This window comes from Actinoplanes sp. GCM10030250 (assembly GCF_042666575.1).
GTDB lineage: Bacteria > Actinomycetota > Actinomycetes > Mycobacteriales > Micromonosporaceae > Actinoplanes.
Window position 1 is genome coordinate 326,627 of sequence record NZ_JBHTDO010000001.1, and the last position, 13,891, is coordinate 340,517.

Annotated in this window: 14 protein-coding genes and 3 tRNA genes; 16 read left to right on the plus strand and 1 reads right to left on the minus strand. The window is 68.7% G+C overall.

The window, feature by feature from the left end; genetic code table 11:
- Positions 1 to 13: 13 nt before the first annotated feature.
- The 12 genes from ACFQV6_RS01520 to ACFQV6_RS01575 all read left to right on the plus strand — a co-directional run bounded on the left by ACFQV6_RS01520 (position 14) and on the right by ACFQV6_RS01575 (position 5,480).
- Positions 14 to 385, plus strand: a complete 372-nt coding sequence (locus tag ACFQV6_RS01520; RefSeq protein WP_378025437.1) for a type II toxin-antitoxin system RelE/ParE family toxin — start codon at positions 14 to 16, stop codon at positions 383 to 385.
- Positions 382 to 687, plus strand: a complete 306-nt coding sequence (locus ACFQV6_RS01525) for a helix-turn-helix domain-containing protein (RefSeq protein WP_378025438.1) — start codon at positions 382 to 384, stop codon at positions 685 to 687. The genes ACFQV6_RS01520 and ACFQV6_RS01525 overlap by 4 nt, the downstream gene beginning before the upstream one ends.
- 195 nt (positions 688 to 882) lie before the next feature.
- On the plus strand, positions 883 to 2,007 hold the full coding sequence (locus tag ACFQV6_RS01530; RefSeq protein WP_378025439.1) for a DUF808 domain-containing protein: 1,125 nt from the start codon (positions 883 to 885) through the stop codon (positions 2,005 to 2,007).
- 37 nt (positions 2,008 to 2,044) lie between these two features.
- Positions 2,045 to 2,473 carry an acyl-CoA thioesterase gene (locus ACFQV6_RS01535; protein ID WP_378025440.1) on the plus strand — a complete coding sequence of 143 codons (429 nt, stop codon included), beginning with the start codon at positions 2,045 to 2,047 and terminating at the stop codon, positions 2,471 to 2,473.
- Between the two features lie 260 nt (positions 2,474 to 2,733).
- The gene (locus ACFQV6_RS01540) at positions 2,734 to 2,925 is read left to right on the plus strand and encodes a hypothetical protein (RefSeq protein WP_378025441.1); all 192 of its coding nucleotides are present in this window, start codon (positions 2,734 to 2,736) and stop codon (positions 2,923 to 2,925) included.
- Between the two features lie 70 nt (positions 2,926 to 2,995).
- A tRNA-Gly gene (locus ACFQV6_RS01545) sits at positions 2,996 to 3,068 on the plus strand.
- A 38-nt stretch (positions 3,069 to 3,106) separates the two neighbouring features.
- Positions 3,107 to 3,177 (plus strand) — tRNA-Cys (locus ACFQV6_RS01550).
- A gap of 10 nt (positions 3,178 to 3,187) precedes the next feature.
- A tRNA-Val gene (locus ACFQV6_RS01555) sits at positions 3,188 to 3,262 on the plus strand.
- 193 nt (positions 3,263 to 3,455) lie between these two features.
- Complete coding sequence (locus ACFQV6_RS01560) at positions 3,456 to 3,725, plus strand: type II toxin-antitoxin system Phd/YefM family antitoxin (protein WP_378025442.1); 270 nt, start codon at positions 3,456 to 3,458, stop codon at positions 3,723 to 3,725.
- On the plus strand, positions 3,722 to 3,988 hold the full coding sequence (locus ACFQV6_RS01565) for a Txe/YoeB family addiction module toxin (protein WP_378025443.1): 267 nt from the start codon (positions 3,722 to 3,724) through the stop codon (positions 3,986 to 3,988). Before ACFQV6_RS01560 ends, ACFQV6_RS01565 begins: the two co-directional genes overlap by 4 nt.
- A gap of 31 nt (positions 3,989 to 4,019) precedes the next feature.
- Complete coding sequence (locus ACFQV6_RS01570) at positions 4,020 to 4,148, plus strand: hypothetical protein (protein WP_378025444.1); 129 nt, start codon at positions 4,020 to 4,022, stop codon at positions 4,146 to 4,148.
- Positions 4,149 to 4,379: 231 nt separating this feature from the next.
- Entirely contained in the window at positions 4,380 to 5,480 is a 1,101-nt protein-coding gene (locus ACFQV6_RS01575; RefSeq protein ID WP_378025445.1) for a glycoside hydrolase family 19 protein, read from the plus strand.
- A gap of 53 nt (positions 5,481 to 5,533) precedes the next feature.
- Here ACFQV6_RS01575 and ACFQV6_RS01580 read toward each other — a convergent pair whose 3' ends face one another.
- Positions 5,534 to 8,497 (minus strand): EAL domain-containing protein, encoded by a 2,964-nt coding sequence (locus ACFQV6_RS01580; protein WP_378025446.1) that lies wholly within the window; start codon positions 8,495 to 8,497, stop codon positions 5,534 to 5,536.
- A gap of 230 nt (positions 8,498 to 8,727) precedes the next feature.
- Here ACFQV6_RS01580 and ACFQV6_RS01585 point away from each other — a divergent pair, with 230 nt between their 5' ends.
- From ACFQV6_RS01585 to ACFQV6_RS01600, 4 genes are all read left to right on the plus strand, one after another.
- Complete coding sequence (locus tag ACFQV6_RS01585; RefSeq protein ID WP_378025447.1) at positions 8,728 to 10,347, plus strand: chitinase; 1,620 nt, start codon at positions 8,728 to 8,730, stop codon at positions 10,345 to 10,347.
- Between the two features lie 141 nt (positions 10,348 to 10,488).
- The gene (locus tag ACFQV6_RS01590; protein WP_378025448.1) at positions 10,489 to 10,986 is read left to right on the plus strand and encodes a hypothetical protein; all 498 of its coding nucleotides are present in this window, start codon (positions 10,489 to 10,491) and stop codon (positions 10,984 to 10,986) included.
- Positions 10,986 to 12,347, plus strand: coding sequence for a hypothetical protein (locus ACFQV6_RS01595; RefSeq protein WP_378025449.1), 1,362 nt, complete (start codon positions 10,986 to 10,988; stop codon positions 12,345 to 12,347). The genes ACFQV6_RS01590 and ACFQV6_RS01595 overlap by 1 nt, the downstream gene beginning before the upstream one ends.
- Positions 12,344 to 13,882, plus strand: a complete 1,539-nt coding sequence (locus tag ACFQV6_RS01600) for a VWA domain-containing protein (protein WP_378025450.1) — start codon at positions 12,344 to 12,346, stop codon at positions 13,880 to 13,882. Before ACFQV6_RS01595 ends, ACFQV6_RS01600 begins: the two co-directional genes overlap by 4 nt.
- Positions 13,883 to 13,891: the final 9 nt, after the last annotated feature.

Here is a 13,891-nt window from a genome sequence, read left to right on the forward strand (position 1 = left end):
TATGCTCGCGTATATGATGGGTCGGTTCGACGTCGAGCTGGAACCCGAGGTTCGAACGTGGCTGGACACGTTGTCGATTCCCGCATACCGGACAGTTGAATTCCACGCGGACAGGCTCGCCGCCTCACCGACCACGCTCGGCGAGCCTTACAGTAAACATCTGCGGGGCGGAGTCCGTGAGCTGCGCCTCCATCTGGGCCGGGCAGCCTGGCGGATCACTTACTGGCTCGCGCCGCAACGTCGGATCGTGCTGCTGACGGTCTTCCGCAAGACCCGCAGCCGGGAGGCGAGCGAGGTCGAGCGCGCCATCGCCGCTCAGAAAGTGTGTGAGAAAGAGCATCGGGCGGCGACCCATCTCTACGACCGCGAAGGGGTTGAGCGATGAAGGGTTACCACACCAAGTGGACTGTTCCGGACGAGCATCGGGAAAGCCCCGAGTATGTCGAGGCGGGTACCCGGATCGCCCTTGGTCAGGCCGTCTATGACCGGCGGATGGTCCTCGGTATCAGCCAGGCTGAGCTTGCCGCCCGGGCCGGTACCACGCAGACGGTGATCTCACGGCTGGAGGGCGGCGCGGTCACGCCGACGCTTCCTCTGCTGCATCGCCTGGCAAGTGCCCTGGAAGGCGAGCTGGATATCAAGATCACCGGTACGAGCATGCGTGCCGAGTTCCCGCTCGCCTCCTAGCAGCGGCGCCGTTCAGCCCGTACCCCTTCCTTCCAGACTTTTCTCCCCGTCCTGGCTTCCTGTCGGGGGCGTTAAAGGTTCGCTTCGGGAGGGTAGGAAAGGGGACCGTCGGGTTCGTCGGTATGGGTGGGTCCGGTTACCGTGATCTCCCCGGGCTGGGACCGGCTGGGTGGATGTTGGAGGAGAGGGACTCTCTTGAGCGCTGGACTGGCAGCCCTGCTGGATGACGTGGCGGTGCTGGCTCGTGCCGCCGCGGCGTCGGTGGACGACGTGGGCGTGGCCGCGGCCAAGGCCGGCGCGAAGGCCGCGGGTGTGGTGATCGATGACGCGGCGGTCACCCCGCAGTATGTGCGAGGGCTGGCGGCCGAGCGGGAGTTGCCGATCGTCAAGCGCATCGCGATCGGGTCGCTGCGGAACAAGTTCCTGATCATTCTGCCGGTGATCCTGCTGCTCAGTGAGTTCCTGCCGTTCCTGCTGACGCCGCTGCTCATGATCGGTGGCGCGTACCTCTGTTTCGAGGGTGCGGAGAAGGTGTGGGAGAAGGTCGCCCACCACGACGCGCACGGCGACGGGGACGAAGCGCGGGTCGACGAGAAGACGCTCGTGGCGGGCGCTATCCGGACCGACCTCATCCTGTCGGCGGAGATCATGGTCATCTCGCTGAACGAGGTGGCCAATGAGACGTTCTGGTCCCGTCTGGCGATCCTGGCCGTCGTAGCGGTGGTCATGACGGTGCTCGTGTACGGCGCGGTCGGCCTCATCGTGAAGATGGACGACGTCGGGCTCCGCCTCTCCCAGCTGCCGAACAAGGGTACGGCGAGCTTCGGCCGCGGGCTGGTGAAGGCCATGCCGAAGGTGCTGTCCGCCCTCAGCGTCATCGGTACCGCTGCCATGCTCTGGGTCGGCGGCCACATCCTGCTGATCGGCACGGACGAGCTCGGGTTCCACCCGCTCTACGAGTTCGTGCACCACATGGAGGAGGCGGCTCACGACGGCACGGGCGCGTTCGGTGGCATCGTGGGGTGGCTCGTCAACACGGTGGCCAGTGCGATCATCGGTCTGATCGTGGGCGGTCTGATCGTGGCTGTCGTGACGATGGTCCTCAAGATGCGCAAGCCGAAGGCGGACGCTGCCGCGCACCCGGACACTGCCTCCCACGCGGACACTGCCTCCCACGCGGACACTGCCTCGCACGCTGACGCCGCCGCCCACACGGACGCCGCCGCCCCGGCGGACAGTGTCTCTCATGCGGCCACCAAGGCTGATGGCGTGACGCCGGCAGTTGCGGAACCTACCGACGGGCATCCGACCGAGAAGTAGGCCGGGCTGCGGGGCCCGCGCGTGCCAGGATCGGACGATGGCTGACTTGTTCCAGGTGCGGATCGCGGTGCGGGGGTACGAGCTCGACCTCCAGGGTCACGTCAATCAGGCCGTCTACCTGCAGTACGGCGAGCATGCCCGCTGGCAGTGTTTCCTGGCCGCGGGGCTGACCCCGGAGGTCCTTGTGGGTGCGGGAGTGGGCCCGGTGGTGCTGGAGACCACGATCCGCTACCTGAGGGAGCTGCGGGCCGGTGACGAGGTGGACGTCGACTGCCGGTTCCTGTGGGGAGACGGCAAGACGTTCCGGGTGGAGCAGGACTACATCCGTACGGACGGCGTGGCGATCGCACGGGTGACCGGCGTTGTCGGGCTGCTCGACCGGTCCACCCGGCGGCTGGTGGCGGACCCCGTTGAGCGGATTCGGGGTCTGGCGACCGATGTGGGCCCTCTGGGGCTGGAGAAGTAGGAATGGTGCGTACCCGCCGCCCACTGCGGATACGCACCACCACTCGGCCCAACCGTCAGGTGCCGGTTCCTGTTCCGCTGCCCGTTCCGGTGTCGGAATCGTCCGGCAGGTAACCGTCGGGCACACCGCCGCCCTGCATGCGTACGCCACTTATGCGGACTCTGTGCCGAGCTTGAGCACCGGCTATCAACCCGCGGACCGTGTGACCTGCCCTAACGGGTGATACGCCGGGCACCGCGGGACGTGCGAGATTGTCGCGCGTGCTCGAGGAATCGTTTCAGGCGTACAACAGTGGCCACGCCGACGGCGTGGCCGGCCATCAGGACCAGGTCCGCGCCGACCACCCGGAGACCGGTCCGGACTACCGCGTCGGCGTCGTCGACGGCAGCGTGGCGGCCTTCCAGGCCGAACTCGTGGCCCAGGTGCGCCGGCTCCTGGGCGAGTCTGACTGACCCCGCTTTGTCATCGGTGGCGGGACTCGGCTAAGGTTTCATCCGTTGCCGGGGAAACCCGGTGGGTAACGCGGACGTAGCGCAGCTGGTAGCGCATCACCTTGCCAAGGTGAGGGTCGCGGGTTCGAATCCCGTCGTCCGCTCGGAGAGGCTGCTGCGAGCTGCATGCATCGGCCTGCTCGGTGGAGTGGCCGAGAGGCGAGGCAACGGCCTGCAAAGCCGTGTACACGGGTTCAAATCCCGTCTCCACCTCGTATTTGCGGGGCGATTGGCGCAGCGGGAGCGCGCTTCCTTGACACGGAAGAGGTCACTGGTTCGATCCCAGTATCGCCCACCAATACCTTTATGAAGCCGGATGCCCGATTTGGGCATCCGGCTTTTGTGTCAGAGTCGTCCGACCTGCAGTTATGTGGTCCGGGGGGCGGTGCTTGACCCACTGTTTCTGCCACGTATGGCCCACTGGGCCTGGCTTGCTGTGGTTCGGCGAGGCCGAGGCGTTGTACAGTATAACGTACAACTCTGGAGGAATTATGAAGGTCATCACTGCGTCGGACTTGCGGGCGAACCTCGCGAACGAGTTCGACGCCATCGAGAATGACGCTGAACATCTCGTGGTTACCCGCAGTGGGCACGAGCCGCTGGTCGTCATGCTGAAAAGCGACTATGACGCGTGGCGGGAAACGGAGTACCTGTCGCGGGGGGTCAATGGACGCGAGCTGCGCCGCCGGCGAGCCGAGATGGAATCGGGTGAGCTGGTCCAGCACGAGCTGATCGCTCTTGAGGCTGAGGGCTCTGCGTGAAGCTTGTCTGGCATCCAGATGCGTGGGACGAGTATGTGGGCTGGCAGTCAGAGGATCGCAAGATTCTTAAGCGGATCAATGCCCTCATCAAAGATATTCAGCGAGGTGAGGACGGTGGCATCGGAAAGCCGGAACTCCTCAGGGGCGACCTGTCGGGCTGGGCGTCACGACGGATAAACGAAGAGCATCGGCTGGTGTACCGCGTCGTGGAGGCCCGGGACCAGGTCGAGATCATGTCCTGCCGCTATCACTACGGCCGTTAGCCTGCCCTTCCGCACCGATCCGCTGAGCCGGTTGAGCACGGCGTGGACCCCTCGATCCGACGTGGATTGTGCGATCGACCCCGCCATGGCCAACCCGGGCGGCCCGGCACCGTACTGGCAGGACTGGACGTTCAACAACACCGGTTCGCGGCTGCCCTGACGGCGGCGGGAAACGCCTACAAGGCTCTGCCCAGGGATGCTTTCGGCAACGCTCCTAGAGGGCCGCCCGGCTGTCGCCGACGGAGGCGCTCGCCAGCATCTGACCGCGGGGTCCATGATTTCTGAGGTTTCTTTACAGATACCCTTGACGCGAGGTCGCGGCATCTAGTTGAGTCGATGTACCTCTCATCCCCCTCGCGCCAGTACGTCCCCGACGTACGGAAGGTGAGCCATGCCCAAAAGACGGCTCCTGTCGATTTTGGCCGCAGTCAGCGTCGCTGTGGCCGGTGCGGCCGCGGCGATTCTGCCCATGACGGCGTCGAACGCGGCTGAGGCCTGCGTCGCCGCGTACAACAACTCGGCCGTCTACACCGGCGGCCAGCGTGCCTCGTACAACGGCCGGAACTGGACCGCCAAGTGGTGGACCCAGGGCGAGACGCCCAGTACCGGAGGCTCCGGTGTGTGGGGCGACAACGGCGCCTGTGGCGGCGGCACCACCACCAACCCGCCGCCGAACACGAACTGCAACCACCCGAACTGGGTCGCCGGGCAGTTCTACCCGGCCGGCTCGATCGTGCGGTACACCAACGGGCAGTACTACCGGGCCACGAACGAGAACCCGGGCTACGACCCGGTCATCAGCACCTGGTACTGGTCGCCGTACTCCTGCACCGGTGGTGGCACCACCACACCGCCGCCGCCCACCGGCAACGGCGGGTTCCCGGTCAGTGAGGCGCAGTTCAACCAGATGTTCCCGAACCGGATCGGGTTCTACTCGTACGCCGGCCTGATCGACGCGATCAAGAAGTTCCCGGCGTTCACCAAGACCGGCAGCGACACGGTCAAGAAGCAGGAGGCCGCGGCGTTCCTGGCGAACGTCAACCACGAGTCCGGCGGCCTGGTCTACGTCGAGGAGATCAACCAGGCGAACTGGCCGCTCTACTGCGACCGCAGCCAGTCCTACGGGTGCCCGGCCGGGCAGAGCGCGTACCACGGTCGCGGTCCGATCCAGCTGAGCTGGAACTTCAACTACAAGGCGGCCGGTGACGCGCTCGGCATCGACCTGCTGAACAACCCGGACCGGGTCAAGAACGAGTCGTCGGTCGCCTACCAGACCGCGGTCTGGTACTGGATGACGCAGCGTGGCCCGGGCACGATGACCCCGCACGACGCCATGGTCAACAGCCGCGGCTTCGGTGAGACGATCCGCAGCATCAACGGTTCGCTCGAGTGCAACGGCGGGAATCCCGGCCAGGTGCAGAGCCGGATCGACGCGTACAACCGGTTCGCCGGCATCCTGGGCGTGACCCCGGGCGGCAACCTCTACTGCTGAACCAGCACGGCATGACGCCCCGGTCCGCTGCGGACCGGGGCGTCATGTCATTGTCAGCGGCTGGCGTCGGCGAGGGCCCGCTCTACCGGGACCGGGCGGCCCAGGTAGAAGCCCTGCCCCAGCGGTACACCGCACTCGATCAGGGCGTCCCGTTGCTGGGCCGACTCGATGCCCTCGGCGATGAGGGTGCAGTCGTGCTCGCGGGCGAACTCGACCAGCGAGCGGATCGAGGCGCGCCGGGCGCTCTCGGTCTCGATGCCGTTCAGGGAGGCGGAGCCCAGCTTGAGGAAGCCCGGCTTCAGCGACTCCATGCGGGCCAGGGTGTCGTAGCCCGCGCCGGCGTCGTCGACGGCGATCCGGACGTTGGCGGGGAGGTCGGACAGGTCCGCCAGTTCGGCGGGGTCGGCGTCGGAGACCTCGAGGACGATCGGGCGGGTGGTGTCGGCGAGCAGGAGCTCCAGCTCGCGGGGACGGCGCAGCAGGTCGGGCGAGACGTTGACGGAGAGCCAGGTGCCCTCGGGGAGGGCGTTGGCGGAGGCCAGGGCGGCGCGGATGAGTGCGGCGTCGAGGTCGATGTGCAGGCCCTGTGCCTGCGCGGCCTCCAGGCCACGCTGCGGGCTGCTGCCGTCGGCGAAGCGGGTCAGGGCCTCGTATCCGGCGACCTCACCGGACTCCAGGTCGAAGATCGGCTGGAAGACCGTGAAGAAGGTGAACTCCTCGAACGAGCTGGGCCGGGACTGTGCGGTCTGCGGACCGCGGGTGCTGCGGGCGGTCGGCGTGGAACGCACGGCGACGAGGCCGGCGGCGCCGCGATCCGGGCCGTAGTGCAGTACCGACGCCCAGTCGCCGATGACGCCGGCCGAGGCGAGCGCGCGACCCTCGGCATGACCGGTCCGGGTCTGCTGCGAGGCGGTCTTGTCCGCGCCGCGAGCACGCTTCTTCGGCTGCGCCGGGCGGTAGAGCCAGGACCGCAGGTGGGTGAAGAAGTCGACGAGGGTGTTGCCGACGCCGACGTAGGCGATCATCGCGTACGACGCGAGCACCAGGTTGATTCCGGCGAAGACCAGGTTGGCCCACTGGTGCAGCTGGATGTCACGGACCGCGGTGTAGGCACAGAGCGCGATCAGGGCGAGGGGGGCCAGGAGGTAGGAGGTTGCGGCAGTCGTTCGGTTGCGCACCTTTGGCGTACGCTTGAATGCGCTCTTTTCTCCGGTCAGCAACTGGAGGATCGAGGCGAAGCTGCCGGAGAGGTTGACCGGGAGCAGGATCAGGTTGAAGCCGTAGATCCGCAGGATGTCGATCCGCTTGTACCCGCAGTACTTCAGGTCGGCGGCCATCATCAGGAAGTACGGCACCGACACCAGCAGCAGGACCGGGTTGAGCAGGTCCGCGTTGAACGGGTACGCCAGCATGATCACCAGGCACAGGCTGCTCCAGAAGATGGAGGCCATGTAGTTGACCCGCAGGAAGAGCTCGCCGAACCGGTTCTTCTGTCCCCGCGCCGCCTTCGCCCGGAACTGGTCCTTCAGGCGCGACAGGATGAGCAGGCCGCCGTTGGCCCAGCGCTGACGCTGAATGCAGAGCGAGCCGAAGTCCGGCGGCGTGGCGCTGTAGGCCAGGCGCTCCGGGTAGTTGTAGAGCGTCCACCCGTGCACACCGAGGTCGATCGTCGACTCGGTGTCCTCGATGACGGTCCGGTCCTGGATGTAACGGCGGATCTCCCAGTCACCCTCGTAGGCGACCTCGCAGATGTCGTCGAGAGCCTTCTTGCGCAGTACGGCGTTGGCGCCGACCCAGAACGTCGCGTCGTAGTGGGTCATGCCCTGGTGCACGATGTGCTGGATGTCGGTGGTGGCGCCGGAGATGCGCTCGATACGGGTCGCCGCACCGGGGAACGCGCTGTACGGCGTCTGCGCCACCGCGTCCTGGGCGTGCGCACCCTGCTCGAGCAGGTGGACCAGCCGCAGGCAGTACTCCGGCAGCAGCACGCTGTCGGCGTCGAGGGTCAGCACGTAGTCGGGGTTCGGGATGGTCAGCTGGGCGCGGCCGGGGCCGGCCGACACCAGGGCGATACCCAGCGGCGTGCTGACCTCCTGGTAGCTGCCGCCCATCAACCCGATGTAGCTGTTGAGGTTCATCGCCTTGTTCGGCTCGCTCGACAGCGAGACGTACCTCTTGCGCTCGAAGCTCGTCATCGTCGCGTCGAAGATCGCCAGCAGGCGGCGGTACAGCTGGACGAGACGCCCGGCCGGCAGCGCGGCGTTCTCCTCGGCGCCCCGCTCGAGGGCCTCGGCGATCGTGCTCAGGTCGTCGGCGAGGCGGTTGACGATGTGCTCGACGAAGAACGTGTCGGTGTGGTCGGTCATCTCCTGGCGGTGGCCGAGGCCGTAGAGCCAGCCGACGGCGAACCGGTACTCGCCGGCGAGGTCACGCATGTCCTCGATCGTGGTGGTGCGCCGGTCACGATCGTCGAGTGCGGCCTCGAACCGGTCGTACGCCGCCTGCACCCGGGTGAACGGGACACCCAGCTCGGCCTCGATCTCACCCGGCAGGGACCGGGCGGACAGGAGCAGGTCCCGGGCGGCCCGGGTACGCGGGTGCTGCGGGTCGTCGATCAGCAGGACCACTCGCAGGCCGGGGTACTCCTGGAGCGCCGCCGAGAGCAGCGTGGTCCGGATGACCCGGGCGTCCTCCTGGTACGACGGCACCAGGACGGTCACCGACGGGGTCTCGCCGGCCAGGAACGGGTCCAGCGCGATCCGGGGTGCCCGGTGATGTCCCCGGCTGCGGTAGAAGAAGCCGATCCGGGTGATCAGGTAGGCCATCGCCGAGCCCATCAGCGCGGTGACCACCAGCATGTAGACGATCGCCTCGACCACCAGCCGGGCGCTGCTCGCGTGGCCGACGATGAACTGCTCGAACACCGTGTAGGCGATGTAACAGGCCCAGACGGCGATGGTCAGCACGATGGCGAGCCGTCCCCGGGCGATACGGCCTTCGGAGATGGGCGGGGCCACGAGAGGGTGGGGTTCGGACCGCCGGTCGGCCCCCCATTGGCGCGGACCGTCCGGTTTCCGCGGCTCCCCCGGATTGCGCTGCATGAATTGTGCCCCTCCTGGTCGCCGGTCCGATCAACCGTCACCATCGGCGGGAGGACGACCTCGCTTGAAGGTTTCCGGCGGACCCTTCAGTCGGCAGCGTCCCTGCCGATTCGGAAGGCCAGAGGACCCGCAACCGAGAGGCCGTCATGCTGACCGACCGTGCCAACCCGCAGAACTCGCGGGAGTACGACCCCATGGACGACCCGTTGGCGGATCCTGACTGGCAGGAACCGGAGGCACCGGCGCAGAAGCTGTCGTGGCTGCGGCTCGGCTTCCTGGTCCTGGTGGTGGCAGCGGTCGGCGCCGGCGGAACCGCCGGGGTCACGCACCTGCGGGACACGGCCGGCCCGACCGCCAAGTCGTGGGCCGTACCGTATGTCGACGTCACGCTGACACCGACCTTCGAGTTCCAGGACCCGGCGGTGAACCCGGCCAACGACGTGGCGCTCGCCTTCGTCGTCGCCGACCCGCAGGACGGCTGCGCGCCCAGCTGGGGCGGCGCCTACACCCCGGACGAGGCAGCGGCCTCCCTGGAGCTGGACCGCCGGATCAGCCAGCTGCGCGCGGCCGGCGGCGACATCATGCTCAGCGTCGGCGGGCTGATCAACACCGAGCTCGCGGTGGCCTGCACCGACCAGGCGCGGCTGACCGACGCCTACCGGCAGCTGGTCAAGCGTTACGAGCTGGAGACCCTGGACCTCGACATCGAGGGTACGGCCGTCGCGGACCAGCCGTCGCTGAAGCGGCGTGCGGCAGCGCTCAAGGAGCTCCAGGCCGAGCAGAAGGCGGCCGGCAAGACGCTGGACGTGTGGCTGACCCTGCCGGTGAGCCCGGACGGCCTGACCGCTGACGGCCTGACCGCGGTGCGAACCACCCTGGAGGGCGGGGTCTCGCTGCGTGGCGTCAACGTGATGACAATGGATTACGGTACGGAGAGTGGCTCCGACCCGGACATGCTGGAGCTCTCCACCCGTGCGCTGAACGCCACCCACAAGCAGCTGACCGACCTGTACCTGCGTCTCGGCGTCCAGCTGACGTCACCGCAGGTCTGGTCCCGGATCGGCGCCACCCCGATGATCGGCCAGAACGACGTGGACGCCGAGCGGTTCTCCGTCGCCGACGCGCGGGGACTCGCCGAGTTCGCCGTCGACAAGGGCCTCGGCCGGGTGTCGATGTGGTCCCTCAACCGGGACGCACCGTGCCGCAGCACCTTCACCAACGTCGTCGTCCACTCCAACACCTGTAGCGGTGTCTCCCAGGAGGCGCTGGCCTTCTCGCAGGTCTTCGTCGGCCTGCCCGGCGGTTCGGTCGGCGACTCCGGCCGTGACTCGGTGGTCATCCCGGCGCAGGCGGCCACCGCTGACGATCCGGCTACCAGCCCGTACCCGGTGTGGCGTCTGACCGCCCAGTACGTGCGGGGCTACAAGGTCGTCTGGCACGGTGTGGTCTACGAGGCGAAGTGGGCGAGCCAGGGTGCCGACCCCACCGCGGCGGGCGACGCCGCCGGCCCGAATCCGTGGTCGGTGATCGGGCCGGTCGGTCCGAACGAGACGGCGCCGCCGCCCAACCCGATTGCTACCGGGGTGACCGATCAGTGGAACCCGGAGACCGTGTACGCCCGTGGCGATCGGGTGCTGTTCAACGGGCTGCCGTACCAGTCGCGCTGGTCGACGACCGGGGACGCTCCGTCCACGGAGTACCCGATCAGCCCGGACGACCCGTGGGCACCGCTGTTCACGGTGCCGGGTGAGCCGGTCACCAACTGAGAAGATTCTCGGCCCGCCTGGTCTCCAGGCGGGCCGAGGCTGTTTCCGCAGGCGGTCTTTTTCGTACGCGTGGGCGGGCGGCACTTTTTTGTCGGACCCCTCCGATAGAACTACCGCACCTGTTCGTGAGGAGGTCTGGTTGTGACCAGTGATGGCGTCGCCCATGAGCGGCGCGGCGGGGCGCGGGTGATCGCGCCCGTGCGGTCGAGGAAGCTGGCGAAGGTGCCCTTCGTCGAGCTCTCCGAGGGGCGCCTGCAAGGCGTGGTGTCCAGCGGTTCGGACGTTTCGCGGGTCTACGTCTCGTCGATCACCACGGGGGATCACGGGCTCAGTTGCAACACCAACAACAACCGGCCGTGCGGCGGCCTGAGCGGCTCCTATGCGTGCAACCACATCCGCGTGCTGCTCGACGCCGCCGTCGCTCAGTACGGATCGGAGCGTGTCGCCCGCTACCTGAAGGCCGAGCTGGCCGAGGGCGAGGAGGACCTCTGGGCCGGCCTGCACCCCACCACCGCGCCCAGCCGGGCGGCCGAGGTGTTCAGCAGCTTCCTGCGCCACCTGGCCTATCTCGAGGTGCCGCCGACCGCCGACCCGCTGCCCGAGCTGCAGTGGTTCCCGGCTGCCGGGGCGGTGCGCTGATGCTCGCCGACGCGTTGCGCGCCCTCCCGCCCGGCCTCGACGAGGCTCTCACCCTGGTGGACGGGCTTGACGACGCCCTGGTCCACGGTCTCGCCCGCATCGACGACGACCGGGCCGAGGCCCTCGAGTCGCTGGCCGCGGCCCTCTCCGGGACGCCTCTCGGCGACCGGATCGACGACTCGATCGGCAAGATCCTCGCGGGGGCGGTGACCGACGAGCACCTGGCCGTGCTCGCCGGTGCCCGGGTCGCGCTGCTCGGTGCCGCCCACGACGCCCTGCTCGGCGGGGTGGACACCGCGCTCGGCCGGGTGCGCGAGGCCTGGCCCGCGCCGGCCGGCGCGGCTGAGGCGATCCACCTGACCGCGGGCAGCCGCTCCTGGCTGCGTGAGCTGGCGATCGCCGGCTGGCGCGGTGTGGACCACGAGCTGGCCGGTGGCGGCGCGCAGACCGTTCAGGCGCTGCTCGACGATCCGCCGTCCCGCCGCCTCGCCGTGCTGCTCGACGGGTTCGCCGCCGAGCTGCGGGCCGCCGCGCCGGTCGCCACCCTCGACCGGATTCCGGTGCGCCGCTGGGCCGACCTCTGGACCCGCGCGCTGCTGCTCTCCCAGGACGGCTTCCCGGTGCCCGCAAGCGCCCCGGTCGACGGCAGGCTGCTGATCCTCGGGGTCGACCTGCACGAGCACCCGACGGTGTTCCGAGCCCAGGCGCACGGCCTGCTGGAGACCTCCGCGGGCGTGCGGCTGGTGCGTACGAGCGTGGCCGCTGCCAAGGTGGACACGATCAGCGGGCCGTCCGCGTGGCGGATGCTCGCCGGGTTCCAGGTGTTCCGCTCGGCGGTGGCGGAGCACCGGTCCGTCGAGGTGACAGGCATGCTGCTGACTGCCGGTGGCGACCTGATCTGGGACGAGGCCGGGGCCGTGGTGGGCGAGCCGGCGGACCCGTTCGCGACGGCCCGGGTCCTGCTCGATGCGGCTACGGTCCCGTCCGCGCCGCCGCTGGACAGGCACCCGATGATGATCGCCGAACCGGTGCTGCTCGAGGGCTATCAGGCCGGTGCCGAGTCGTTCGACCTGGGCGGCGCCACTCTCGCTGTCGAGGTGGACCGGATTCCGGAGGCCGGGCCGTTGACTCCGGCGCTGGTGGCCGGCTCGACGGCGTGCCTGGGGCTGCTGCGCTGGGACGGGCGGTGGTCGGTGCAGCCGCTCGCCGTGCAGGCCACGGTGAAGCGCAAGCCGGTCGCCGTGCACACGGGTGACTGGGCACTCGGCCCCACCGAGGCGAAAGCGGCGAAGGCGGAGGCGACAGCGGGGACGGCTGTCGACGTGCTGCGGGAGCGCGCGGGAAGGCTGCTGCGCAAATGAGCACCGCGGAGAACAGGCGGCAGGTTCTGTACTGGCGGTTGCTGGCCCGGCTCTTCGATCCGGAGGAGCAGGCGGCGCTGGAGTCGGGGAGCATGGCGATCGTCGGGGATCTGGGGTTGCCCGCGGCGCTGCTTGATCCGGCGGTTTCGATCGACACCGTGGTGCAGCGGTTCCCGCAGTTGGAGGCGGAGTTCGACGGGTTGATGAGTGGGTCCGCTTCCGCTCCCGTCATGGATTCCGCTTCGCCGGCGGATTCCGCTTCGCCGGCGGATTCCGCTTCGCCGGCGGATTCCGCTTCCGCGTCGGATTCGTCTGTTGATCGGGAGGGTGAGGTTCGGCGGGCGGCGCTGGTGTCGAAGTTGCTGCTCAACGTCTTCGCCACCGGGTCCGGCAACGTCACCGCCGGGCAGCTGGCCCGCTGGCAGGCCGACGCCGGCTGGTTCGAACGTGCGCTCGGCTGCGCGCCCGGTCAGCTGCGTGGCCGGGCCGCGGCGGCCGGCGTCGGTGGCACCGGTTCGGGAAGCCCGGGTGCCGCCGGGGCGGGTAGCGGCACCGGCACGGGTGCCGGCTCCGCGGGTGGTGTCGGGCTCGGGCAGGGCAACGGGTTCTCCGTCGACCTCGGGCCGGGCAGCGGGTTGTCGGCCGACCTCGGGCCGGTGCTGGCCGGGATCGAGGGTGACCTGGTCAAGCGGATGCGGCTGCGGGAGGTGCTCGCCGACAACCGGCTCGCCAAGCAGCTAACGCCCAGCATGTCGCTGATCGAGCAGCTGCTGCGGGACAAGGACAACCTGGACGGTGTGGCGCTCGCCAACGCGAAAGCGCTGATCCGCCGGTTCGTCGACGAGGTCGCCGAGGTGCTGCGGACCCAGGTGGCGCAGGCCAGTGCCGGCACCATCGACCGGTCCATCCCGCCGAAACGGGTGTTCCGCAACCTCGACCTCGACCGCACGATCTGGAAGAACCTGCCCAACTGGAACCCCGAGGACGAGCGGCTCTACGTCGACCGGCTCTACTACCGGCAGACCGCCAAAAGGATCACCCCGGCCAAGCTGATCGTGGTGGTGGACCAGTCCGGCTCCATGGTCGACGCGATGGTCAACTGCACGATCCTCGCCTCCATCTTCACCGGACTGCCCAAGGTGGACGTGCACCTCGTCGCGTACGACACACGGGCACTCGACCTGACCCCGTGGGTGCACGACCCCTTCGAGGTCCTGCTGCGCACCAAGCTCGGCGGCGGTACGGACGGGACCGTCGCCCTCGACCTGGCCCGGCCGAAGATCACCGACCCGCGCAACACCGTCGTCGTCTGGATCTCCGACTTCTACGAGTGGCAGGAGCAGGCGGTCTTCGACGGGATGGCCGCGATCCACCGCTCCGGCGCCCGCTTCATCCCGGTCGGCTCCGTGAGCAGCGGCGGCCAGCAGAGCGTCAACCCGTGGTTCCGCCAGCGATTCAAGGACCAGGGCACCCCGGTTCTCTCCGGCCGTATCAAGAAGCTCGTCACCGAGCTCAAGAACTTCCTCGCCTTCTAGGAGACATTT

Coding starts and splice junctions, on each gene's coding strand:
- ACFQV6_RS01575 (WP_378025445.1), top strand. CDS start 4,380: ATGCCCAAAAGACGGCTCCTGTCGATTTTGGCCGCAGTCAGCGTCGCT.
- ACFQV6_RS01525 (WP_378025438.1), top strand. CDS start 382: ATGAAGGGTTACCACACCAAGTGGACTGTTCCGGACGAGCATCGGGAA.
- ACFQV6_RS01535 (WP_378025440.1), top strand. CDS start 2,045: ATGGCTGACTTGTTCCAGGTGCGGATCGCGGTGCGGGGGTACGAGCTC.
- ACFQV6_RS01595 (WP_378025449.1), top strand. CDS start 10,986: ATGCTCGCCGACGCGTTGCGCGCCCTCCCGCCCGGCCTCGACGAGGCT.
- ACFQV6_RS01585 (WP_378025447.1), top strand. CDS start 8,728: ATGCTGACCGACCGTGCCAACCCGCAGAACTCGCGGGAGTACGACCCC.
- ACFQV6_RS01600 (WP_378025450.1), top strand. CDS start 12,344: ATGAGCACCGCGGAGAACAGGCGGCAGGTTCTGTACTGGCGGTTGCTG.
- ACFQV6_RS01560 (WP_378025442.1), top strand. CDS start 3,456: ATGAAGGTCATCACTGCGTCGGACTTGCGGGCGAACCTCGCGAACGAG.
- ACFQV6_RS01520 (WP_378025437.1), top strand. CDS start 14: ATGATGGGTCGGTTCGACGTCGAGCTGGAACCCGAGGTTCGAACGTGG.